Below are 23331 nucleotides of genomic sequence, written 5' to 3'. Positions count from 1 at the left end.
AAATGCCGCATCTATACCGAGGGAATTTTCATTGAAAACTACGCCCAAGTAGTTTTTTCTACAAAGGCGCGAGGAATCACATCTGTCGGGGAATGCTACGAGGCGGCGCGAGGGAAACGATCATTTCCGGAATATCAGCCATCACGAATCGATGAGTAAGTATGCACTTAGCGCAGGCTATTTGATTTGTGCATTGATAGGGACGAATTTTTTCTAAACTATACGACCATGCCCTTTGACCCGACCTTCAAGGCACGAATGGAAGAACAAAGCCGAGTCTCGTCGGAAGTGCAGGAACGCGCTGTGCTCAGCAATCTTCATGGAGACGGAAGGGTGCCCGACAGCCGCGCTGCGGAGCTTGTTGCGCACATTGAAAAGAAAGGAGATTCAGCGAACATCCGTGATGAACTCGATGAGTTCACAACCGAAAAAATCCGGAAGGCGGCTGCGGGTGATGGCTTCGTCCATCCCAACAATGACGATAATAAGCTCGGTAACGGCTGCAGGTTCCCCGCCAGACGCTCTGATGACCGCTACGCCCGGGCGCTAAACTTCACCCACTGGGAATTCTTTAAGGCACTGATCGCTGGCAGAATTTATCTCATCGGCAAACGAATGAACAACCCTTCTGATTTCGATTCGATTGGGGGTTTCGGGAAATCTGTCAGCCAGCAGCTTGAAGTAAAGTACAGATCCTACTGTGAAACCATGCGCGGAATCGCGGAACTCGATCGGGGCGATTTCCAGCGTCGTTTGGCACCCATATTTGAGTTATATGCGGGGTATCTGATGGCTGCCAGCGACGAGAATTCGGGAGTCAAGCCATACGAACCTGCATGGGTGACGCCGTGGGACAAGGCGGAAGAGTGCGGGCTGCCGGGCATGGATGTCGAAGGCTGGCACCAGATCCTGGGAGTCGAGTATCAATATGAAGACCCAAAATTGAAAGGTGCACATGTTTTCGGTCTGCTGAAATACCGGATTCCAACCAACTACAGCCTGTATCGCCCGACCTGTCTGGAGGCGGGCAGCGCTCCCCTTCATTATCCCACACACTGCGGTTTGGCGGAAGGGCTACCCGTGCAGTCCGGATACACCATGGATTGCAGAATGGGCAATCCGACTGCGATGTTGCGGGAGTGGATCCACTTGCAGTGTCCGCTCCGTGCGGAAGATGTGTGGGCTCTCGGCCGTCCACATGAACCGTTTCCCGATTTGGCTCCTAATCTCCTGGGATGGAGAAAGAGCCATTTCGGACGCTTGACCGCGGATTACCCGTCTGCGAAGCTCCCACCTGCGGAATTCATCCCGTGAATTACGCAACAAATCAATCTACGCGGTGAGTGCAACATTATTGAGCAAAGTCAGCCATGCGATGGATCATCTTCATGAGAATGAGGATGCAGGCCGCTGGTTGAAAGCCTTCTTTGAGAAACGTCCGTCTTCCGGCCATACCGAACACGCCGGGGAGCCGGTCAGATACGGGCTCCGAGCTTCGGCGAATCATCCCTCCCGCGCGCATAAAATGAGCGCTTGGGTGGCCGAACGCCTGGGGGAACTCGCTTCCAAGCAGGAAAGACTTCCGCAAAGCATCCGTGAGGAATTCCTGGCGGAAGGCCTGTTCCTTTGGTGCGCCGAATATGCGGATGAGAGCTTGTTTGCAAAACCCTTGCTTGGAATCCTGCGAAATCGGGAGGCCGATCAGGCGCGAGGCTGGACACATGACCTAACGATGGCATTCAAGTCCGCGCTCATCCGCAATCAGCCGGATCAGGAACTGGAACGCCTTTGGCTGGATCTCCTCGACAAAACCAAGCCAGACCACGGCTTCTACCGGCTTTGGGAGGAGGACTTCGAAGGATTACTCCGCATGCCTGGAACGAATGGCGAAAAGTTTGCATGGGGCGCGATCGGCACGGCCTTGAAGACGATCTATGAAACGATCCTGCCAGGCGGACCGAATGAGGCAAAGTCGCTCAGCCCCTCCGGACCGATGGTGGATCTCTATCATATGCTGGCAGATTTGGCGCATTTGGACGATAATGAGCTGAGTGAGATACTGTGGGCAATTGCGGCAAAAGCGGATTGGGGCTATGGCCAAATGCAGACTATTCCAATGCAGTTTTTCGAACTGAAGTCAGGGGAATGGGCTATTCCGGAACCTGTTAGCAGAACCCTACCTAGGGGTAATGAAATAATTAGTTACCGGGTAACTAAGACAAGGCTGCTTTACAAAATTTCTGCTGAAAATTTTGCAAATCTTTCGCTGAAAGCCAGAGATGTAATTATCAACGCAGAGATAAGGCGCACCGAATATCCTAGAAAAATGAGGCCAGAGGTGCTGAATGAATTTTACCGAATCTCGGCTCAAAAATATTACCCTGTTCGAGCAATAGAAACAAGTGTACGGAAAGGGCATTCGGAGGGCAAGAATTTCTCAGAAATACAAATGGAACTTGTTAAAAATCTGCGTGATGACTATGCGCCATCGACCGAAGAGTTTGCGGCAATTTGTTGATTATTCGGTTTTTTTGATAACATTTCCCATAGGTGTGCCGTGTCTTCACATTTTGTAAAGATATTCACTTTATGAAAATTCGATAGATGATTGATGTCTTCTAGTTCAGATTTTATCTCTTCCTGCTGATACACGGTATAGAGCACGATATTGCGATGTGCATTAGTAGGCAGATTATTGATTAGTTTCTTAACGCAACGAAGACCCGCGTCATAGTATTCGCCGGGTGGATCACCCGCTACAGAATCCTCTTCGGGGTAGCACCAACGAACCATCACATCGAGCAAAAAAGCGTCACCTTTCGTAATGATTTCATCGATGCTTTCGTTGAACTTCCACTCCGAAGGAATGCGAACAATTTCCAGCGGGAGGCCGCTTGATTTCGCCTGCTCCATCAGCTCGATGCGGATGTATTCGGCATATAAGTGATCGTCTTCCAGATGAATGATGGTCATTTGAGGTTGTCTTTGGGGATCTGGAATACGGCGCGGGTGTAGCCTTCTTCGTTTGTGGGATGGATCATGAATTTGCCTGCGTGAGCCTCGGCGATTGCGTTGACCAAGTAAAGTCCGATGCCGGTTCCTTCCCCCACATATTTCATTGCGGTCAGGCTCCTCCAATTGCGTTCCACGGCGAGGACAGACTCTTCATTGGAAAGGCGGGCGCCGCGGTTTCGCACCTCTATCCTAAGTCCCGCATCATCGAGCCGCACTTTCAGCAATATCGTGTTGTTGGAATTGCTGTATTTGGTCGCATTCTCCAACAGGGAATTCAGGACTTGCTCGATGAGCTTCATATCGATCCTGATGCCGTGGCCGGAACCCCGGTAGACAGGCTTCGCATCCGGGTTCGGGTCCGCAATTTTCACGTTCTCTACCAGTTTCAGATCCATGTTTCTCGCGGGATCCAGGTCAAGGCGGGCGTCCCGGACGACTTCGGTGAGCAGCACGTAGAGGCTGCGGGGATCCAGCGCCGATGCCTCAATACGCAAACGACCGGATTTCTCCAAATCCACCAGCAGATGGAAGCAGTTGGCCACATTGACGGACTTGCGCAGCAGTCCGCGGATCGGGTAAACGGCATCCCCCACATGGCTCAGATGGCCGTAATTGCGGAGATGCTGGTTCGCCCTCAGAAGCCCTTTGTTCAAGGGATTGATGATCTGGTGGCGCAGGTCGCTCAACGCCCGGCTCAGTTGCTTGCCCCCAGCCCGAACCTCCCTGACGAGCGTGAAAACCGTGCGATAAACATCCAGTTGGCGCTCCGCCATTTCGAGGATGCCCTGCACCGGCATGGCATCCTTCGCCCCGGCGAACTTTTCGGTGAACGCGATGCCGGTAGCCGCTGCGTCGCCCGATTGACCAGCCAGGGCTTGCTGGGACGCACAGGAACCCCAGCGCGCAAGCGATTCCGAGCAAGCGTTGAGAACTTGTCTTTCAATCGAGGAGAAATCCGGGGAGGAAGCGCTAACGGCCGCGCGGAGTGTTTCGGGAAATGATCGGGAACGGTCATTGAAACTGCGCCACGCCTTCGCCTCCTCACTGGTGGAGTGCGCCACCTGCCAGTTGCGCCATGTTTGCGCGATGCGGGTTCCCACCGCCTCGAAGGCACCGATGTCGGAATGGGAGAAATAGATGAGCGGTGAGTTTGCCTTTGACGTGCAGCGGATTACGCCCAGCAGTTCCCCTTCCATCAGGATCGGCGCAGCCATGAAGCTGCGAACAGGTATGAGGCCTGAATGATTTTCCCTGTCCCGTGAGTCCAAGCTCAGATCGTCGTCCCAATCCAGATCTCCCAAACCGCCCGGGAAAAGGGAATCAAGCCACTCACGGTCTTTCTTGAAGGAATGCAGGTCGGGAATGTAGATGGGCTTGGTTTTCTGCCGCAGGCACCAGCCGGTGATGCCAGGTTGGAAGGTTTCCGTGAACACCCGTTCGGGCTTGGCAAACCAGCTGGAAGCCCTGCAAGTCCATTTGCGCTCCATGAAACGCAAGGGTGAGAGGAAAACCGACACTTCCTCCGCGTGAAGGAGCTTTCCGACCACATAACAAATCTTCCGCATCGTATCGTCCGCCTCATCGGGAGTGATTGGAGCAAGGGAAGAGGCAGGCAGATTGTTGCCGTCCACAACAGAAGTCCTCGATTTCGCGAGAATTGTATCGACCGCAGTGATCAACTGAAGCCGCCGGCTTTCCCGGATGCGTTGGTAAATTCCCGGCCAAAGAGCTGCCGCTATGGAGAACAGGGACTCGTCCGCCCGACAGGCGGCTTTCTGCTCGCTTGTCCAATAGAGGGAGAGCACTCCGAACACATCCGTCTCCTTCGATATGACGGGAAGAGCCAGCAGCCATGTGATTCCCCTTTCCCTGAAACAAGGGTTTTCCAGAAAAGGGAATCTCAGTTGGTCTGATGAGGAACCAGCGCCAGCGATACAGCCAGCGATTTTCCGTTTTTCCTTGAGCGCGACACCGGAATTCGTCGATTCGATGGGTAAATCCCTCATTTCCAACCTTTCCGGTACGCCGTCACGCTTGAGAAAGACGGAAACGCCGGAAACCAAGCGGTGATATTCAACGAGATTCTCACAATATTCCGGCCCCTCAAGCCGCCAAAAGACGATACCTTCCGCCCCGAAGTGTTCGCGTATCCCTTCCAAAAAGCTTCTCGCCCTTCCGTGTGGAGGCTGTTCAGGATCGGGGTCGCTTCCCAAAAAGGAGCGGTTGACGAGATTTGAGATGAATGCGGTGGTTGCATGGGTTTCCCTAGTAGGTGTGTCACTTTGCAAGCTGTCTATGCGAACATTCATCGGGGAGCCGTTGATCTGGTGATTATGCCGAAATCATGGAGAAATTCCTTCATTAGTTTGGTTCTTTGTGAAAGCGAACGCAAGAGGGGATTTCGCGAATCGCTGATGAAACGCCGTGAATGGGGTCAGTGAATGGGGTCAGTCCCCGCTATCTCACATTTTCAGAGGGGGCAGAATATGCGCAGGAGATTCACCGGATGGTGACGGCGGTGCCTTTCCCTACCAGCGTGTAAAAAGTGGCGGCATCCCAGTTCGAAAGGCGGATGCAGCCATGGCTTCCGGCGCGGCCGATGGGTTCGGGGACGGGGCTGCCGTGGATGCCGATGCCGGGGCGGTTCAGTCCGGCCCAGAGGATGCCGACGGGGTTGTTTGAGCGGGGATTATGGGAAACGTGGCGATGAGCTGGCCTTCTTCATGGATGCTGAGGATCCGCTCGCTGAGCCCGGCGGAACATGCCGTGCCTTCATACCTCAGCCCCCGGAAGGCTGGCCCTGTTCGATTCTTGACTTAATAGCCATTTTAGCTATTTTGATTCCATGAACACCTTCACCGCCACTGACGCAAAGAATCGTTTCGGCGAGCTTCTCGAAGCCGTTCATCGCGAACCCATCGAGATCGACAAGAAAGGCCGTCCCGTCGCTGTGATGCTTTCCTACGATACCTATCGGGAAATGAAGGAGGCGCTGGGTGAGGCAGAGAAACCATCGGATCTGAGTTGGCTGGGCAAGTGGCGGGAAACCGCCGCTCTTGCTCCCGCAGCAAGTGCAGATGATGAAGCCGCCTATCACGACCATCTCGACCGGAAATACGGCAGATGATCCGCCTCTTCCTCGATACCAACATCATCCTTGATCTGATCATCAGCGACCGGGATGGCCACAAGGACGCTCTGGCTCTTGAGAACTTTGCAAATACACATCCCTGCAAACTCTCGTGCGCATGGCACTCCCTCTCCATCATCGAATACATCGGCAGGAAACGATTCGGTTCGGAATCCATCCACCTTTTGCTCAGGAACCTTTTGGACACATTCACCGTCCCCTCCACCGGAACCGACGAAGCCAAACAAGCTTTCAATTACCTCGCGGGGAATTTCGAAGATGCCCTCCAAATCTCCGCAGCCGTTGCCAGCAAGGCAGACCACATACTCACCAATGATGCCAGCGGATTCAGCAAATCCCCAATTTCAGTCCTCTCTCCCAAAGACTTCCTTTTGATGTTAGCTGGCGGGGACTGAGTCCGTCTCATTGGGGTCAGGTGCTTCATCTTAACAATTTTCCCGTTCCGACCCCGTTGAGGATGTGGGCAGAACAAGGCCAGCCGGTTCACCGGAAGGTGACGGCGGTGCCTTTCCCTACCAGCGTGTAAAAGGTGGCGGCATCCCAGTTCGAAAGGCGGATGCAGCCATGGCTTCCGGCGCGGCCAATGGGTTCGGGGACGGGGCTGCCGTGGATGACTATGCCGGGGCGGTTCAGCCCGGCCCAGAGGATGCCGACGGGGTTGTTGGGGCCGGGGGGAGTAGGCGCGTCCCGCGCCTTGAGTTCTGGGTGGCGTCCCCGCCGCCTGTGGGAGAGTCTTTCTTACTGCGGGTGGGGACACCCGCGTGAACTCAAGGCGCGAGACGCACCTCCTCCGGGCGGGGACGCCCCTGCTCCTTTGCGCTTGTCACTCCAATACTCGACATCCCCAGCGCTTGCATTACCCTCCCGGAAGATGAATGCCCTCTCCGGCCACCTTTTCTGGGACGTAAACCGGGATGAAATCGATCCCGTGAAGCACGCCCCATGGCTGGTGCAGCGTGTCCTTGAATACGGTCGCTGGGCGGACTGGCAAATCCTCGTTTCCGAATACGGGAAGCCGCGCCTGGCCGAGCTGGCAACCGGGTTGCGTTCCCTTTCCCCGAAAACACTGGCCTTCTGCTGCGCCTGCTTCCAACTCCCCAAATCCGCCTTCCGATGCTCCGCCTCGATGCCGTCCCGGAACCTGTAGCCCTGCTCCTCGGGCAGATCGGCTCCCACGAGGCGCTCGGGCAGTTCGCCCTGGGGGGCGGAACTTCGCTGGCGCTGCGCTTCGGTCACCGCCTGTCGGTCGATCTGGACTATTTCACGACTGCGGAATTCCAGCCCCGTGAGCTGTTCGATGCTCTGGGCCTTGGTGCGGCCACCATCCTTTCGCTTTCAAGGAACACCCTCAGCCTTGATGCGGGAGGTGTGAAGATCGATCTGCTCCGGCACGCATATCCGGAACTGGCACCCATCGACAAGATGAACGGACATCGTCTCGTTTCGCTACCTGATCTCGCCGCGATGAAACTCAATGCCATCGCGAATCGTGGATCGAAAAAGGATTTCTACGACATGGCGGAGCTTCTGAAGCATTTTTCCCTGACCGATATGCTCGGTTTCTTTTCCCGGAAGTATCCCAGCACCGATCCATTCGCCGTAATCCGCAGCCTTGCGTGGTTCGAGGAAGCCGACCAGGAACCCGATCCGATCCCAATGTTCGGCCAAACCTGGGAATCGGTGAAGCGGATCGTGACCGATGCGGTTGGCGGACTGTGAATCGAACTGCACCCGACCCCATTGAGGATGTGGACAGGATAAGTGCAGGCGCTTCACCGTATTGTGACGGCGGTGCTTTTCCCTACCAGCGTGTAGAAAGTGGCGGCATCCCGGTTCGAAAGCCGGATACAGCCATGGCTTCCGGCGCGGCCGATGGGTTCGGGGACGGGTCTGCAGTGGATGCCGATGCCGGGGCGGTTCAGTCCGGCCCTGAGGATGCTTCCAGAGTCCGTGAAGCTGGCGGAACTGCGGAAGGTGCTGGTGGCTGCTCTTCTGGGCAAACACACCTCGGTGGGAAACCCGCCGGCTTACGGATTGCCTGGCGATGGAGCATGCGGCAGATGTGAGCAGGCTCCTGGGAACCTCTCAACTGGACGGAAGGAATTTGAAAGCCTCGGCAAAACCGGGAGAAATGTTGGGATGAAGCATCTGACCCAAAAAACATGACCCGAGAAATCAGAATTTTCTCTGCCTAAAACAAAAGAGCCACTCCATCTCAGGAGTGGCTCTTCCAAATGGATAAGTTTCCAGGAGATGTTCACCTCCGGCGACGGAGGAAGAAAACACACCCAGCGATGCCCAACAATGCGGCCGATGATGGCTCGGGAATCACCGCGATCGTGAAGCTCGCCATTCCGATCCCGCTGCTACCACCTGAATTTCTCCGCATAATCATCGGCGTGTCTGCGGCAACCGTGGAAAAGGTTCCTGTAGAAAAATCATAATCACCCGCACCTACGATCCTAAGTTGGCCTGTCGTGCCGTCACTGGTAAAAGTCCACCCGGTTCCGGTCTGACCCGTCGTATCTGAGCCCCACGCAGTGGATTCCAAGGTGATCGCGGTGCTGCCTGCAATAAACTCCATGCCGAGAAAAGCGATCGGTTGGTCAAACGAGAATTCCATGCCCTGGGATGGATCACCCCATTTGTCGTTGCTGATACCCATGGAATCAGCGTCCATGCCGATCGACGTGTTCCCGCTGTTACCGGCAATATCGGTTTGAACTCTCAGAAACTCCATATTGATCGTCCCTCCGCCGTCATCGGCGCTCAAGGTCAAAGTCCTGATGTTTCCGGCGCCAGCACTCAGGAGGGGAAGAGCGTCACCTTGGTTGGACAGCAGTGTCTTGGAGGCCGTGTTGTTGGTCAAGAAGACCGTTGCGGCGTGTGCAGGCACTGCCATGAGACAAAAACCGAGGACGAGTTGGGTGGGGATATTCATAATGTGGGATATTTGCTGGCGTTCAAGGGGTAGCTAAAAACTGAATTTGGATATTGATCCTACATCGGTAGTAGACGGCGTCAAGGAGTTAGATGTCAATGGGGTCAGGCGTCGCATTCTAACATTATCCCATCCCGCCCCATTCGGATGTGGCCTGAATATGGGTAGGCATTTCACCGTATGGTGACAGCGATGCCTTTCCCAACTAGCGTGTAAAAAGTGGCGGCATCCCAGTTCGAATGCCGGATACAGCCATGGCTTCCGGCGCGGCCTACGGGTTCGGGGGCGGGGCTGCCGTGGACGCCTATGCCGGGGCGGTTCTGTCCGGCCCAGAGGATGCCGACGAGGTTGTTGGGGCCAGGAGGGGCGCTGTTGAACTCGATGCCGGGATTGATGGCGCGGAGATATTTCTGGGTGGTGTAGGGCATCTTGGACTGCTCCGCCTGATCCCCGGGCTCCTCCGCAGATCTTTATGGAACCAGTGATAGCTTGCCGCAGAAGAAGAGGATTCTGGTGCGGCAGTTTTTGAAGTTCCTGAAGCCCCGGGCATTGGCCTTGATGGCTTGGATCTTGGAGTTGATCCCTTCCGGGATGGCGTTGGTGATGTGGCAGTCGAAGTGGGTGAGGATGTTGTCGAGATGCTTCCCGGGCATCCCCGCCACTTCCTTCATCTCATCCACTCCCGAGCTGGCAACCTCCTTCTCCCAATACTCCAAGTGGCGCTCCGCATCATCCCTGTCCCGCCGGTTCCAGAAGCGCTTGAAGAGTTCCTTGAGACACCAGGCTTTGGAAACCCCGAGCTCGCATCCGCCTGACATCCTGATCCGGCAGGGGGCTTCATCGCTCAGGTGCTCCATGCCAATCCATGCAAGCTCGCCGGGTTCCCGACGCGCCAGGCCGCGCCCAACCGCACGTTCCATGATGGTCTGGATCTGGTGCCGGTTGATGCCCAGGAGATCTCCCGCGGCTTGCGTGCTGCGGCTGGCGGAAATTTCGCGGAAAGATGATCGACGCAGTGAAAGAATGCCAGTATGGCATACCGAACAATGAAGCCGTTCCTTCCACTGCTGCTAATTTCCTCCCTGATGCCTCTCTCTGCCGACGAGGCCAAGCTTCCTTCGCTCGACGAAATTCTCCTGGACGCAAAAATCTGGGAAAACGGCCTGGAATCCGTCAAGGCCGCCACGGAGCCAAAGAAAGACGAAGCCGCCGAGAAGCGAAGTGCGGCGGCAATGGAAGAACTGATGAAACAATTGAAAGAGGAAGGCTACACACTTGCCAGCGGCTCGGAAAAGGGTTTTGCCTGGCTATCCTCGCAAAAGGAAGGTCTGCGCGCCCGGCCCGGAAATTTCAAGCTGCTCGGCAAGGCGCTGGGTGAGGTTGTCATGCGCGGGAATGCGGACTCCGTGGATACCGTGGACATCTCCCTTTACAACCGCGGGGACAATGGGGAAATCAAAGCAGCGGATTTCGAGAGCAGATACGAAGACTGGCGGAAAGCCCTTGAGGAAAAACTGGGCACACGCGGTTCCAGCCGTGACCAGCGCGGCGCGGTGCCGATCCGTGGCATGATGTGGACCAAGGATGATTCCGCATTCCTGCTTGAGTCCAGTTGGAACAAATCCGAGAGCCGCGCGGAGTTCATCCGCCTCCGCATGGCCTCCGTTTCCGGGGCACGGAACAAGACCGGCAAGGTCGTGAGGCGCGCCAGCCTGGAGGACAACGTGAAAAAGGACGCGGCGGGCTTCACCTACGTGGATGGAATCCCGATGGTGGATCAGGGGGAGAAGGGCTATTGCGTTGTGGCCACGGTGGAAAGGGTGGGACGCCTCTACGGACTGGAAATGGACCAGCACGAAATGGCGCAGCTTGCGAACACCACCTCAGGCGGCACAAATGGGGACGAGTTGGAAGAGGCTTTCAAGAAAGTGACCGGAAAAATCCATGTCCGCACCCTGCGGCTGATCGATTACGACGACAAACAGCTCAACAAGGACATGAAAGCATACAACCGCTTGGCCAAGAAAGAGGGGGCCTGGACCATGGACATGGATACGGATGAGTGGATCATCAACCCTGTCTGGTTCTGGTCAAAGGCGGATAAGGAAGTCTTCCGGACCATCAAGGCGGAGCAGAACGGCTGCGAACATTTCCAGCGCAAGATCAAGGAATACGTGGATCAGGGCACCCCGCTATGCTGGACTCTGTTTCTCGGCATGTTCCCTGAAAAGGGTCTGCCCCAGAGTTTCGGCGGACACATGCGCCTCATCACCGGCTACAACTATGACGGCGATGTGCCGAAAATCTATTACAGCGACTCCTGGGGCGAAGGCCACCACCAGAAGACCATGCGCCTGGACGAGGCTTACTGCATGACCATGGGCCTCTACGCGATGGTGCCTAACAGATAATCGGTTGCGAACATTGCCCGGAATGCCATCTCTCGCCTGCCCACGGAAAACCTACGGAGCAGACGGTGGATTTTGAGTTTCCCGCCAGATGTGGTGGTGGATGAGTCCCGTGCCTGATGCCAAAGCGGTATCTGGCGATTTCAAATCCCAAGTGTCATTGGAACCGTCCGGGAACCGAATTCCAAGGAAGCCCGCTCAGGGGCTGGTGACAAGGGTCAGTTTTTCCCGGGCGGCGAGGCGGAAGATCCCGGCCCCCGCAGCAAGCGGAGTGGTGAAAGTCTTAGAACCTGTGAGGCCGGATTGCCCGGCAATGCCGCGCCAGATGAGGTCAGGATCGAGTTTCTCTATCGTGGCCTCGACGCCGGGGTTTAGGGCGAATTGCAGCACAAAGCTAGCGCCTGAAACCGACGCGGCAGGGGTCGGTGCCTCAACGGTGGGAACCAGGATGAAATCGTCCATGCCCACGTAGCTGTCTTCCGCCACGCCGGCCAGGGGAAACACCCGAACACCCACCTCCTCGATGGATGCGAGGAATGTTTCATCGGGCAGAAAGGGGCTGGCGACCCCGGATACGATGGAGAACCAGTTTTCATCAAAGCGAAAGCGGAGGTCATACCAGTCCGGCAGTTCCCCGAGGTCTTCCGGCGCATAGATCACGGAGAAATAGTAACCCGGCCCGGCGGGTCCGTCGGCGTAGACGACGAGGTCGATGAAATCGATCTCTGCGGGGTCGATGTTCAGGCTGAGATCGACCCCGCTGATTTTCTGTGCGGCATAGTTTCCGACAAAGGCACCCTGCGCGGTGAATTCATCTGCAAAGAACCAAACGCCCTTGCCCCCTTTGAACAATGAGTATGCGTATGGATTCTCGTCAACCGGAGGGCCAACCCATGGTGGTGCTGTGAACATTCCATCGCTGTAGGTGTAGAGGTTCCAAGCGTCGGCGTTGGCTTCGCTAGCGAAGGACTCCCTGGCACCCGCCAGCGGGTCAGCGCGAAGTGCGGTGGCAAGGATGAGGAAAGCAAGGAAAGGGCGCATGATCTTGGGACGTGGGTGGGAGCGGCTTTATTCGCGGAGTGTTGAAAAAAGGGACAAAAAAGACGCACCTGCCTTTGGGCGGATGCGTCCTTGGGAAGGTTTTTGGGATTATTTCGCGTAGCCTTCCGCGATTGCGCCTTTCTCATCGAGTTTTCCACAGGCCCAGAGGAGGCCGCGGGTGACGAGGTCGAGGTAGCGTGCGTCCTCCACGGTCACGTTGTTGTGGCCGATGGTGGTGTTGAACACCTTGGTGCCCTTGTAGTCGTTGGTCCATGTGACGACGGTCTCCTGGTCGCCCTGCTTGCCCTTCGCGAGTACGTGGGCGGTGTCGAAGACCTTGACGTTGTTGTAGAGTTCCTCGTTTTCCGTAGTCCAATCGGCCAGGCCTTTGGTGATCGGGTGCTCCTTGTCGGTATGGACGATGTCGATCGGCTTCTGGGGGCCGTGGCCGGTGGATTGCAGGCCTAGGTATTCGTACCAGCTGGCGTTGGCAGCACCTGCCTCGACGGGCTTCTTGAAATCGCCGAAGCGGTAGGAGTGCATGGCGCAGTGGAGGTTCACTCCCGGAGTGCCAGCCTTGTGTGGGGCGAGCACGCCTGCGATGATCTCGACATCGGTGATGCCTGCTGCGCATTCGTCGTGGATGACCACGTCGTAGCCGTTGGCATATTCCGGCACTCCGTAGATGGGGAGATCCGGTTTGACGGTTTTGTTATCGGTATGGATCTGGTCAACGATGATGTTGGCGCGCGCCTCGATGCCTTTTTTCAGGATCCCCTTCTGGGTGGCGTAGTCGTGGCAGCACCCGCCTGTGATGAGCAGGGCCTTGAGCGGCTTGGTTTCCTCGGCGTGAGCCGTGGCGATGAGGGCGATGCCCGCGAGGGCGAGGATGGATGGTTTGTTTTTCATGGTTTTCGTGTGATTGGAGAGCCGTCCTTCCAGGCGACCGGATTTAGCGAGGGTTGTGCAGCCGCCTGGAAGGACGGCTTTCCGCATTAGCCGCCGACGTTTCTCAGGGAGACGAGGTATTCGACGAGATCGGTGAAATCGGAGACCGTCAAGGGATTGGCGAGGCCGGGCGGCATCATCGATTGCGGGAGGTGTTTTTCCTCCTTCACCTCGGAGCGCTTGAGGGTGGAGACCTGGCCGGCGATGTCGCGGACCTCTACGATGCCGTCCTCCTCGCCGGTGACGAAGCCCATGGCGGCTTTGCCATCGTTCATCGTGAAGACGGAGGTCTGGAAGCCCTGGGCGACGACGGCGTTCGGATCGAGGATGGACTGGATCAGGTAATCCCGCTCGAACTTCGCGCCCGCAGCACCGAGATACGGGCCTTTCTGCGCGGCCTTGAGGTCGATGGCATGGCAGGCAATGCAGCCCTGCGAGAGGTAGAGCCGCTCGCCGTTGGCGGCGTCGCCCTTGTTCTTCATGGCGAGCTGCGCGACTTCCTTGATGTCCATTTCGCCGACCTTGCGGCCGTCACCTACCTTGGATGAGGCGGCTTCCCTGGCGCGCTTGGCGGCGGCGATGGTCTTCTCGTTGTCGCTGGCGATGCCGGCCTCGATCTGGGTATCGAAGCCGGTGAGCTTCATGTCCTCGATGGCGAGGAAAAGCCCGACCTCCATCGGTTTCTTGGCGAGGAGTTTTTTGGTCTCCTCCTTGTTCTGGTCCTTGACGAGCGGGCTGTTGAGGACGGTGAGCATCGCCTTCCAGGCAATCATGCTTTCGGTATCGCTGCCCTTCTTGGCGATGTTGTTGAGGATGTTGATTTCCGTGAAGCGGCGGGTCTCGTTGACGAAATCGGTGATCCGGGATCCTGCGTTGGGTTCCTTCGCCTCGACCCATGCGGCAAGCGTCTTGACCATCATCGGCACCGCTTTCTTGGGCTCCGCACGGTTGATCGCCTGATAGGCGAGGAGGCGCTGCTCCCAATCGCGCTTGGGATCGGCGGCTGCGCCAGAGAGCAGGGCAAGGATGGAATCATCGGGCTGCTGGACGGAGAGTGCGAGGACCACGGGATCGAGCCCGGGGAGCTTGAGCTCGCTGACGGGGATGCGGTTGTCGGCCAGCTTGGAGATGAAAATTCCGCGGCGAGCCTCCGGCACTTTCGGGAAATTCGCCTCGATGGCGGCACGGATCCTCGGGGTGGCCTCCCACGCGGTCGGCTTGTAGTAGGGGCCGCGGTCATCGGGGCGGGTGGACCACCATTCGTTGAGATCCCATTTCGCTTCCTTGAAATGGAGCCTCGCGATGGTGAGCAAGGCTCCCTCAGTGGTTTCGGCGTCCTGGTTGGACTCCGCGATGGAGATCAGGCCATCGACGGCCTCGTCGATGTGCATTTCCTGGAGGGCGCGGAATGCGAGTTCACGCCCGGTGCCGCTTTTGACGGCGGCAAGACAAGCCTCCACCGCCTTGAGGTCGGCAAGGGCTTTGACCGCGACATGCGGGACGACCCTGCGCTCGGCCTCATCGATTTTGCCAGAATCGAGGTTCATGCCGTCCATCGCCTTGAGGATGGCGGGCGCGGATTCCTTGGCACCGAGGCGGGCGAGGCCGTTGATTGCCTGGAGGCGGACTCGCGGATCCTCGTGCTTGAGCATAAGGGCAAAGTTCGAGTGATCCACACCCTTGAGCTGGGTCTTGCGATCGGCAAGGGCGCGGAGGACGAACTCGCGGATGGAGGCATCACCTCCCGCAAGCTTGTTCAGTTCTTGGTTCGCTGCCTCGCCAAAGATCTGCTTGTAGGTGAAGATGGCCGCGACGCGCTTGGCGATGCCGGCGGTGCCATCCTTTGCCAGCGCGAGCATTTTATCGGCAAAGACATTTTTTCCGCCACGGGAAATCATTTCCCGCTGCGCCTCAAGCCGCATCACCGCGCTATCGGAACCGATCTGATCGGCGAGTTCCGCATCGGCCATTTTTTTCAGATCGGGAAAATCCCTTTTCTCCCAGCCTGGGGGCAGCACCTGATGGATCATGCCGACCTTCTGTTTCGCATCGTAGTTGAAGCGGCCGTTGCGCCAGTCGGCCAGATAGAGACGGGACGAGCCGTCGACATCGATGTCGACGGCGCGGGTCAGCGGGTGGAAAATTTCCTGTTCCACCTGGAAGGTCGCCTCCATGGGTTTCATGGGATGGCGGTAGATGTTCCCGGTGGTCCAATCGCAGGTGAAGATGGCGTTCTTGTATTCCGCAGGGAAGCCCGGCTCGTCGAGGGCAAGGGCTCCGGTGCCGGAGCCTCCGCCGTAGTCCTTGAGGGCCTGCACCGTCTCGTTGGCGAATTTCTGATAGAGCCTAGGGTACCCGTGGTCGCCCATCGGGACGTAGTGGTGGAAACGCGTGTTCCAGCCCTTGCCGTCGTTGGTGTTGTCGCGGGAAAACATGTCCAGCGTGGGGGTGATGGCGATATCGCAGATGTTGCGGAGGTTGTAGGAATAGATCTCCAGCTCCGAGCCATCGGGACGCACCCTTGCGACCCCGCCACCCCATAGGGTGACGCGGGTGCCATCCGCGCCGACGGCATCCGGCATCCCGAAATCGCCGACGGCCACGTAGAGCCATCCGTCGATGCCCATTCGGACGCCGTTGGTGGTGTGGTCTGCGCCGCGCGGGTGCTCGATGCCCCAGCCGAAGCCTTTCACCAGCACCTTGTTCTCATCGGCCACGCCATCGCCGTTGGTATCGCGGTAAGCGCTCAGGTAAGGCGGGTGGATCAGGTAGAACGTCCCATTGATGTAATGGCCGCCGCGTGGGCTTGTGACGTGCGGCACGAAGTCCTGGAACTCGTCCGCCTTGCCATCGCCGTCCTTGTCGGTGGCACGGACGATCTTTCCGAAATCCGGGCTGTGGCCCAGCGAGCCGTTGCGATCCGCGGAGATGTAGATGTCGCCGTTGGCGGCGGCGGAGATCGCGGTGGGGTATTCGGCTTCCGGCGGGGATGCGAATTCGGTGATCTTCCACCCCTCGGGCAAGGCGCTTGCAAAGCCTGTGAACACCAATGCCAAACCGACATGCAATGCCGCGTTTTTTACCAATTCCTGTTTTCCCATGATGACTCCGCCGATTAGATTGTATATGCCGCTTGCAGGGCAAACTTTCGCCGGGTAGCCCGCAAGCGCAATCTTTTACTGTGCCTGCCGGAAGCCCCTGTCAGATCTGGCCAAAAAAGCCCCTGAAGCCATCACTCGCCCTGCGGGATGGGGATGTCTTGCGGATTTTCACGCGGCAGCTTGGGCAGCAGGAAACCGCTGCCGATCACACCGTCGAGAACACCCCCGGCGGCATCGATGACGTCCTCGCCTTGCCTGATGATATCGCGACCCTTATCGATGGCGGTTCCGCTTTTTTCCAAGAGTTCAAGCCCCTTGCCGATGGCTCCTCCGGGATCCTCGCCAATGGCCTTTTTCGTGAAACGAAGTACTGTCTCGCCGGTCTCCGGGAGCTTCTCGAACATCCTCATGCCTGCGGCCTCAATGAGACGCCCGGTAAGGTCTTCCTGGGGATCCTCCAAAGTGCCCGTGACATGCAAAGGCGCCCAGAGAAGGCCGTGGGTGCCCGGGAGGAAAACCTTGTTTTCCGCTCCGGGAATGGCCGAAAGGGTGCCCGGCACCAGGCCGAGGCGGAAGCGCCCGTCGATGGCATTGCCGCGTATGGACAGGCTGCCCTCGATGCGTATCAGCCCCTCGCTGCCCATGGCGATATCGGTCAGGAGGATCTCGTCTTCCGTCCAACGCCATTTCGTGCGCGCCTCGTTGAGTTGGAGGATGCGGAAGCGGCGGGTATCGGCGTAGGCGGCCAGCGAATCGAGCATGGGCAGTGCGGTGAGCGTGCCGTTGAGGACGCGGAGCTCGCCGGCCATGGCCATGGAGCCGCGGAGGTTGTCGATGGAGAAGGTGGAGGAGACATCGCCGGTCAGCCGTCGCGCCCAGTTCTCGCTGAGAAGCTCCGCGCATTTCACGCCCTGCAGATCGCCCTCGAAGGAATATCGGCCGCTGCGCGAGTCCCATTCCCCGAAGGACTGGATGCGGCCATTCTCCCAGGCACCCAGCTCCGCCTCGGTGATGAATGCGCTGCCGTCCCGGTAGGCACCGACGATGCGCTTCACCCTGAGTTCCGGCACGAACCCGAAAGGTGTTGCAATCGTCCCGCCGCCGATCTCCCCCTTGAAAGTGTTTTTCCCGGTGTCCGGAGTCGCCGAGAGAGACAAGCCCTTGGCGATGACCTCGCCGGATTCCATCTTCGCACGGACGGCGATGTCACCGATTTCAAGGGACTCGATCTCCACTTCCTGGGGCACCCAGCCCGGCTGTTTTCTCATGACCTGCTCCTTGTGGGCGGCCGGAGCGGTGGGAGGCGGCTCATCCTTTTTCTTCAGATCCAGCCCGATCCCGAGCCGGGAGATGCGTGTGGCCTTGATTTCCCAGACTCCCCGGCCAACGCCGCCGAAGCCCACCTCAGTATCGATGCCATCCGCCTCGACGGATGCCATCACCCCGCTGCCGCTGGCACGGAAACCGGGAGTCTCCACCGCAAGGCCGTCCCACTTGAACGGATCGAAGGAACCCTCCATCTTCGTCAACCGGCTGACCTCTGCGGAAAGAAATTTCCGGAAACCTTCGCTATGCAGGTAAGAGCGGAGGCCGAAGTAGCCGAAGCCTGCCGCAAGGATGAGCAATCCGCCCATGACGATCAGCAGCTTGCCGAGCCATGGGCTTTTCCCGGCTCCCTTTTTCCTCCTAGAACGGCGGCTCATGCCTGGTAAGGTAGCCCTGTGCAGTTGTTCCGCAAGGATGGAAGAAGTCCGGAGAATGATGCTTGTGGCACGAACCGGCGTAAGCTAACTACCAATGAGATCATTATGAAAGGGTTCTTGGTAGCTTCTGGTTTGTTCATCGCCCTTGCCGGGTTTGTGATCGTCTTGGAATCGAGGGATAACGGTGCCGTATCAATAGGATTTTCCATGGTGGCATCCGCCTGCCTGATTTCCGCGGCGCTGTGGGCTGCGCCGAGGAAAGAAAAGGACTATGGCCACTTCGCGCTGCTCATCTACTCCGCTCTGGCCAGGGAACCCCTGGCCATTGCCACGCTGGTGGAGGACATCACCGGCGGGTGCTACGGCGACGAGGCGAAGGCCATCGGGAAATCGGTGGTCGTAGCCATGCTCGACGAGCGCAAAATCATCATCGCAGATGGCTTGGTCCGCCTGCCAGCCCCTTGAGCGCCACTTGCCATGGACACCTTCCCTGTCACCTGCCCGACATGTTTCGAGACCTTCGAGATCGCCGTCCCGACGGATTCAGAAATGCCTGCGGAATACGATTACGACTGCGAGGTGTGCTGCCGGCCCATGGTCATCATACTGAACTCGGCGGAGGACATTTACGCGCAGGGGCTGGCGGACTGATCAGTCCAGCAGATCCGGATAGCGCTGCCTGGCGACGGACAGGGTCACTTCCATGACGCTCTTGGAATTCGTCTGCCGGAGGGCTTCCACGGCGGCGTCCTGGCACTGTGCGAAATCGAGCGAGCGGATCACCTGGCCCACTTTCGGGAGGTTTTTTGGGGAGACCGAAAGTTCGGAAACCCCGAGTCCGACGAGGAGCGGGGTGAGGCGGATATCGCCTGCCATCTCCCCGCAGACACCTGTCCAGATACCCTGCCCGGCACCGGCATCAACGGTGCTCTTGATGAGCCGGATGACTGCCGGATGGGTTGGTTTGTAGAGGTTTGCGACGTGTGGGTTCACCCTGTCCACCGCAACGGTGTATTGGATCAGGTCGTTAGTCCCGATGGAGAAGAAATCGGCATGGGGAGCGAGCAAATCCGCGCAGACAGCGGCGGATGGCACCTCGATCATCACGCCGACCGGGATCTGATGGTTGAAGGGTATGCCCTCGGCATCCAGGTCATCCATGCAGCGTTTGAGGATTTCCTTCGCCTCTAGGAGTTCCGTCAGGCCGGAGACGAGCGGGAACATGATCGCGGTCTTGCCATGATGGCTGGCGCGCAGGATGGCGCGGAGCTGATCCCGGAACATGGCGGGGCGGGAGAGGGATACGCGGATCCCGCGCCATCCGAGGAATGGGTTCGGCTCCGGCTCGGTGAGCGGCTCCACAGGGAGCTTGTCGCCGCCGGCATCCAGCGTGCGGACGATGACCATGTCGGGCGCAACCTCCCTGGCCACACGGGTGTAGGCGGCTTCCTGCTCCGCCTCGTCAGGCATTTCGCTGCCGTTGAGGAGCAGGAACTCGGTGCGGTAGAGGCCCACTCCCTTCGCGCCGCTGCGCTTCACCTGGTGAAGCTCTTCGAGGAATTCGATGTTCGCGGAAAGGGTGACCTTGCGCCCGTCGATGGTCTCCGTGGCCTCGTCGCGCTTGGCGTCCAGCTCGGTGCGCTGCTTTTCCTTTTCCGCCATGAAGGCGACGTATCTGCCCAAAGTTTCCTCGCTGGGATTGAGGATGAGCTTTCCCGAATAGCCATCGATGAGAGCCGGGGTCAGTGCCGTGACCTGGATGACGGAAGCGCCAAGCCCGACGACCGCTGGGATGCCGAAGGAGCGGGCGAGGATGGCGGTATGGGAGTTGACGCTGCCCTGCTCGGTGGCGAAGCCGAGGAGGTGTCTCCGGTTCATCGAAACGGTGTCCGATGGTGAAAGGTCGTAGGCCAGCAGGATGTGCTTTTCGTCCGGCTCGCTGTGGTCGGAATCCTCATCGACCTTGAAATTCCGCAGCACCCGCTGGCAGACATCCTCGATGTCCGCCGTGCGCTCGCGTAGGTATGGGTCAGGGATGCGGCGCATGGCCTCCAGGAAATTCTGCATCACCGCATAGAATGCATATTCCGCGTTCTGCAGCCGGGTGGCGATGGCTTTCTCCACCCGGCTCAGCAAGGCCTTGTCCTCCAGCAACATCACGTGCGCCTCGAAGATCTCGCTCTCGGAATTCCCCGCCAGGGATTCGAGCCGCTCCTGGAGTTCCGTGAGCTGTTTCTTGGTGAGCGCCACCGCATCCTCGAAGCGGGCTTGCTCATCGCCGATCTCCTCCTCGGAGATCACATAGATTTCCGGAGCGGAAAAGCCGCGCGCAACCACATGGATGGGGCCGATGGCGATGCCGGGCGATGCCGGTATGCCCATGTATGTGATTTCCTTCTCCATTTCTCCCATCTCTGCCCCAAAACGCTGAACATTTTCCCGAGGTGATGCAAGGTTTCTGAAAACCCAGTCCGCACAAAGCAAAACCGCCTCCCCTGATAGGGAAGACGGTTTCCTGGAATGGCAGAAACAATCTACCGGAAGGCCGATCAGGGGGTCGGGACCTCGGAGATCGTCTTGAGGATGCGCGAAGCGATCTGGTAGGGGTCTCCCTGCGAGTTGGGACGACGGTCTTCCAGGTAGCCCTGGTACTTGTCGCCCTTGACGAAGCTGTGCGGGACACGGATCGAGGCACCACGGTCAGCAACACCCCACGAGAACTGGTCGATGGATTGCGTCTCGTGCAGGCCGGTGAGGCGCAGGTGGTTGTCCGGGCCGTAAACGGCGATGTGTTCCTCGCAGTTTTTCTCGAACTGGGCCATGAGGGCGAGGAAGTAATCCTTGCCGCCTTTTTCGCGCATGTATGCGGTGGAGAAGTTCGCGTGCATACCGGAGCCGTTCCAGTCGCCCTGGATCGGCTTGCAGTGGTATTCCACGTCGACCCCGTATTCCTCGCAGAGGCGCTGGAGGAGGTAACGGGCGACCCAGATCTGGTCGGCGGCTTTCTTGGAGCCTTTTCCGAAAATCTGGAATTCCCACTGGCCTTTGGCGACCTCTGCGTTGATGCCCTCGTGGTTGATGCCTGCTGCGAGGCAGATGTCGAGGTGCTCGTTGACGATGGAGCGAGCGATGCCGCCGACATTGGCGTAGCCGACACCGCAATAGTATTCACCCTGCGGATTCGGGTAGCCGCCTGTGGGGAAACCGAGCGGGAGGCCATCCTTGACAAGGAAGTATTCCTGCTCGAAGCCGAACCATGCGGTTTCGTCGTCGAGGATGGTGGCACGTGCGTTGGAGGGGTGCGGGGTCTCCCCGTCCGGCATCACCACCTCGCACATCACGATCACGCCGTTCTTGCGGGTGCAATCAGGAAAGACGGCGACGGGCTTGAGCATGCAGTCGGAGCTGCCGCCGGGAGCCTGGCGCGTCGAGCTGCCGTCGAAGCCCCAGAGAGGAAGTTCTTCGAGGGTTGGGAAAGCGGAAAACTCTTTCACCTGGGATTTACCGCGGATATTCGGGACAGGGGTGTATCCGTCGAGCCAGAGGTACTCCAATACGTATTTTTCTTTAGACATGTTGTTCGGTTTCTATTTCGGGTTAGCGATTGGTTTTGCGGTGAGGCACGGACAAAAAATCATCCGCCAGCTTCACCGACAAGCCAAATAAAAGCAAATTGCGTGCCATTCTGCGCAATTCCGGCCGCGGGCGTGAAACTCACGAGACATGGATGACAATCAGAGTGGTGTCGTCCCTGCCCGCGTTTTCCATGGCGCGTTGCAGCAGCTTTTCACAGCACTCCGCGGGCGCCCCACCGTCCGCAAGAGCATCCCTGATGTGCCTTTCCCACAGGCCGTCGATCAGGCCATCCGAACAGACCATGAAACGGTCGCCCGGCTGGTATTGGACGGCGGCGAAGTGCGGGGCACCACCCGGCTTTCCGCCGCCGATCACCCGATAGAGCGCGGCCCGCCTCGGATGTTTGCGGTATTCGAACTCCGAAATCTCGCCCCGCGCCAACTGCCCCCAGGCAGAGGTGTGATCCTTGCTGAGCTGTTCCGTCTTGCCGTCGCGGCAGCGGTAAATCCGCGAATCGCCGACATTGGCGAGATACATGTTCTCCGGGGAAAACCACGCGAGCGCCAAGGTAGCCGCCATGCCCCCGCAGTCCACGGAAGCGAGGGCAGCCTCATTGATATGCTCGTGCACATCCTTGATTAGCTGCTCCAGATAGGACATCGAGTCCGGGAAAAAACCCATCGCGGCGGACTTGAAAGTCTCGGGGATCAGTTCGGCCATCCTTTCCAGGAGCAGCGCGGAGGCCAAGTGCCCCGCATTCCCCCCGCCCATCCCGTCGGAAACCGCGAACACCAGGTCCTGGTCGGAGATCGACATCTTCCCGCTTTCCGCAAGCTGCCTAGACCCCTTGGCATCGGCCGAGAAAACGATCCACGAGTCGTCATTTCGCTCCTTGCGCGACCCGCTGCGTGTGGCTCCCGCCCACTCGATCTGGCAGACCTGTCCCACGGCTCAGTGTTTTTCCGATGATGAATGGGGATCCGGCAAAATCTCCGCAAGCTCGAAATCGATGATGCAAAAGCGGCCCATCTTGTCGGAGTAGGTGATGTTGCGCGGCTCGGCATCGAGATGGCGCACCCCGTAGTCCTTCTCCAGCGCGGCGAACAGGCTGTCGGCTTTCTTTTTCGTCACCTGCGGCGCCGGCCTACCGCAATTGGTGGAGACGAAATAATATTCCTCCGGATGCTCTTCAAGGATCCTCGGCACATACGGGCAGCCCCTTTCCTCCAGGACCTTGAGCACCGCGACCTCCTGCGCATAGCGCTCCGCAACATCGCTTCCCCGCATCCGCTTGTGGACGTTGCCGTAGAAGTCGATCCTCACGACGGATCTCAGGCCGTCCTTGATAGGTTCATCAGACATCTCCGCAGACCCTACACCGCCTGCCCGGAAGTCTGCAACGGTTCTTCCTTGAAGTTTGAAACCTGAAAAATGAAGTTTGCGCCCA

General features: G+C 58.2%; 25 protein-coding genes. 9 read left to right on the top strand and 16 right to left on the bottom strand.

Going from position 1 to position 23331, the window contains the following annotated elements; translation table 11 throughout:
- Nucleotides 1-228 precede the first annotated feature (228 nt).
- Nucleotides 229-1314 (top strand): hypothetical protein, encoded by a 1086-nt coding sequence (locus HZ994_01435; GenBank protein ID QTN31041.1) that lies wholly within the window; start codon nucleotides 229-231, stop codon nucleotides 1312-1314.
- A 25-nt stretch (nucleotides 1315-1339) separates the two neighbouring features.
- On the top strand, nucleotides 1340-2518 hold the full coding sequence (locus HZ994_01430; protein QTN31040.1) for a hypothetical protein: 1179 nt from the start codon (nucleotides 1340-1342) through the stop codon (nucleotides 2516-2518).
- Here HZ994_01430 and HZ994_01425 read toward each other — a convergent pair.
- The 3 genes from HZ994_01425 to HZ994_01415 all read right to left on the bottom strand — a co-directional run bounded on the left by HZ994_01425 (nucleotide 2479) and on the right by HZ994_01415 (nucleotide 5679).
- The gene (locus HZ994_01425) at nucleotides 2479-2973 is read right to left on the bottom strand and encodes a hypothetical protein (GenBank protein QTN31039.1); all 495 of its coding nucleotides are present in this window, start codon (nucleotides 2971-2973) and stop codon (nucleotides 2479-2481) included. The genes HZ994_01430 and HZ994_01425 overlap by 40 nt on opposite strands.
- Nucleotides 2970-5021 (bottom strand): GAF domain-containing protein, encoded by a 2052-nt coding sequence (locus HZ994_01420; GenBank protein ID QTN31038.1) that lies wholly within the window; start codon nucleotides 5019-5021, stop codon nucleotides 2970-2972. Before HZ994_01420 ends, HZ994_01425 begins: the two co-directional genes overlap by 4 nt.
- A gap of 493 nt (nucleotides 5022-5514) precedes the next feature.
- Complete coding sequence (locus tag HZ994_01415) at nucleotides 5515-5679, bottom strand: L,D-transpeptidase (GenBank protein QTN34290.1); 165 nt, start codon at nucleotides 5677-5679, stop codon at nucleotides 5515-5517.
- 181 nt (nucleotides 5680-5860) lie between these two features.
- Between HZ994_01415 and HZ994_01410 the strand changes: the two genes are divergently transcribed.
- Together HZ994_01410 and HZ994_01405 are read left to right on the top strand one after the other, a co-directional pair.
- The gene (locus HZ994_01410) at nucleotides 5861-6142 is read left to right on the top strand and encodes a type II toxin-antitoxin system Phd/YefM family antitoxin (GenBank protein QTN31037.1); all 282 of its coding nucleotides are present in this window, start codon (nucleotides 5861-5863) and stop codon (nucleotides 6140-6142) included.
- Nucleotides 6139-6561: a PIN domain-containing protein gene (locus HZ994_01405; GenBank protein QTN31036.1), complete on the top strand. Its 423-nt coding sequence runs from the start codon at nucleotides 6139-6141 to the stop codon at nucleotides 6559-6561. The genes HZ994_01410 and HZ994_01405 overlap by 4 nt, the downstream gene beginning before the upstream one ends.
- 88 nt (nucleotides 6562-6649) lie before the next feature.
- Here HZ994_01405 and HZ994_01400 read toward each other — a convergent pair whose 3' ends face one another.
- Nucleotides 6650-6814 (bottom strand): L,D-transpeptidase, encoded by a 165-nt coding sequence (locus HZ994_01400; GenBank protein QTN34289.1) that lies wholly within the window; start codon nucleotides 6812-6814, stop codon nucleotides 6650-6652.
- A gap of 223 nt (nucleotides 6815-7037) precedes the next feature.
- On the opposite strand from HZ994_01400, the gene HZ994_01395 reads away from it, so the two are divergent.
- A complete protein-coding gene (locus HZ994_01395; protein ID QTN31035.1) occupies nucleotides 7038-7313 on the top strand; it encodes a hypothetical protein in 276 nt (91 codons plus the stop codon).
- Nucleotides 7280-7885, top strand: coding sequence for a nucleotidyl transferase AbiEii/AbiGii toxin family protein (locus tag HZ994_01390; protein ID QTN31034.1), 606 nt, complete (start codon nucleotides 7280-7282; stop codon nucleotides 7883-7885). Before HZ994_01395 ends, HZ994_01390 begins: the two co-directional genes overlap by 34 nt.
- A 53-nt stretch (nucleotides 7886-7938) precedes the next feature.
- Here HZ994_01390 and HZ994_01385 read toward each other — a convergent pair whose 3' ends face one another.
- The 4 genes from HZ994_01385 to HZ994_01370 all read right to left on the bottom strand — a co-directional run bounded on the left by HZ994_01385 (nucleotide 7939) and on the right by HZ994_01370 (nucleotide 10027).
- The gene (locus tag HZ994_01385) at nucleotides 7939-8172 is read right to left on the bottom strand and encodes a L,D-transpeptidase (protein ID QTN31033.1); all 234 of its coding nucleotides are present in this window, start codon (nucleotides 8170-8172) and stop codon (nucleotides 7939-7941) included.
- 251 nt (nucleotides 8173-8423) lie between these two features.
- Complete coding sequence (locus HZ994_01380) at nucleotides 8424-9107, bottom strand: PEP-CTERM sorting domain-containing protein (protein ID QTN31032.1); 684 nt, start codon at nucleotides 9105-9107, stop codon at nucleotides 8424-8426.
- Between the two features lie 173 nt (nucleotides 9108-9280).
- Nucleotides 9281-9535 carry a L,D-transpeptidase gene (locus HZ994_01375; GenBank protein QTN31031.1) on the bottom strand — a complete coding sequence of 85 codons (255 nt, stop codon included), beginning with the start codon at nucleotides 9533-9535 and terminating at the stop codon, nucleotides 9281-9283.
- A gap of 42 nt (nucleotides 9536-9577) precedes the next feature.
- A complete protein-coding gene (locus HZ994_01370) occupies nucleotides 9578-10027 on the bottom strand; it encodes a transposase (protein ID QTN31030.1) in 450 nt (149 codons plus the stop codon).
- A gap of 126 nt (nucleotides 10028-10153) precedes the next feature.
- Between HZ994_01370 and HZ994_01365 the strand changes: the two genes are divergently transcribed.
- Entirely contained in the window at nucleotides 10154-11518 is a 1365-nt protein-coding gene (locus HZ994_01365) for a C39 family peptidase (protein QTN31029.1), read from the top strand.
- 195 nt (nucleotides 11519-11713) lie between these two features.
- Here HZ994_01365 and HZ994_01360 read toward each other — a convergent pair whose 3' ends face one another.
- The 4 genes from HZ994_01360 to HZ994_01345 all read right to left on the bottom strand — a co-directional run bounded on the left by HZ994_01360 (nucleotide 11714) and on the right by HZ994_01345 (nucleotide 18308).
- Nucleotides 11714-12556, bottom strand: a complete 843-nt coding sequence (locus tag HZ994_01360; protein QTN31028.1) for a hypothetical protein — start codon at nucleotides 12554-12556, stop codon at nucleotides 11714-11716.
- Between the two features lie 108 nt (nucleotides 12557-12664).
- Nucleotides 12665-13465: a ThuA domain-containing protein gene (locus HZ994_01355; protein QTN31027.1), complete on the bottom strand. Its 801-nt coding sequence runs from the start codon at nucleotides 13463-13465 to the stop codon at nucleotides 12665-12667.
- Nucleotides 13466-13551: 86 nt separating this feature from the next.
- The gene (locus HZ994_01350; protein QTN31026.1) at nucleotides 13552-16605 is read right to left on the bottom strand and encodes a c-type cytochrome; all 3054 of its coding nucleotides are present in this window, start codon (nucleotides 16603-16605) and stop codon (nucleotides 13552-13554) included.
- Between the two features lie 131 nt (nucleotides 16606-16736).
- On the bottom strand, nucleotides 16737-18308 hold the full coding sequence (locus HZ994_01345; GenBank protein QTN31025.1) for a hypothetical protein: 1572 nt from the start codon (nucleotides 18306-18308) through the stop codon (nucleotides 16737-16739).
- Between the two features lie 105 nt (nucleotides 18309-18413).
- On the opposite strand from HZ994_01345, the gene HZ994_01340 reads away from it, so the two are divergent.
- On the top strand, nucleotides 18414-18773 hold the full coding sequence (locus tag HZ994_01340) for a hypothetical protein (protein QTN31024.1): 360 nt from the start codon (nucleotides 18414-18416) through the stop codon (nucleotides 18771-18773).
- A 12-nt stretch (nucleotides 18774-18785) separates the two neighbouring features.
- On the top strand, nucleotides 18786-18959 hold the full coding sequence (locus HZ994_01335) for a CPXCG motif-containing cysteine-rich protein (protein QTN31023.1): 174 nt from the start codon (nucleotides 18786-18788) through the stop codon (nucleotides 18957-18959).
- Here HZ994_01335 and ptsP read toward each other — a convergent pair whose 3' ends face one another.
- From ptsP to HZ994_01315, 4 genes are all read right to left on the bottom strand, one after another.
- Entirely contained in the window at nucleotides 18960-20720 is a 1761-nt protein-coding gene (ptsP, locus tag HZ994_01330; GenBank protein ID QTN31022.1) for a phosphoenolpyruvate--protein phosphotransferase, read from the bottom strand.
- Nucleotides 20721-20857: 137 nt separating this feature from the next.
- Complete coding sequence (locus HZ994_01325) at nucleotides 20858-21883, bottom strand: glutamine synthetase beta-grasp domain-containing protein (protein QTN31021.1); 1026 nt, start codon at nucleotides 21881-21883, stop codon at nucleotides 20858-20860.
- Nucleotides 21884-22022: 139 nt separating this feature from the next.
- The gene (locus tag HZ994_01320; protein QTN31020.1) at nucleotides 22023-22832 is read right to left on the bottom strand and encodes a serine/threonine-protein phosphatase; all 810 of its coding nucleotides are present in this window, start codon (nucleotides 22830-22832) and stop codon (nucleotides 22023-22025) included.
- Between the two features lie 3 nt (nucleotides 22833-22835).
- Nucleotides 22836-23246 carry a serine/threonine protein phosphatase gene (locus HZ994_01315; GenBank protein QTN31019.1) on the bottom strand — a complete coding sequence of 137 codons (411 nt, stop codon included), beginning with the start codon at nucleotides 23244-23246 and terminating at the stop codon, nucleotides 22836-22838.
- Between the last annotated feature and the right edge of the window lie 85 nt (nucleotides 23247-23331).

The sequence above is a fragment of the Akkermansiaceae bacterium genome, from assembly GCA_017798145.1.
GTDB lineage: Bacteria > Verrucomicrobiota > Verrucomicrobiia > Verrucomicrobiales > Akkermansiaceae > Luteolibacter.
This window is presented reverse-complemented; position numbering and strand designations above follow the sequence as displayed.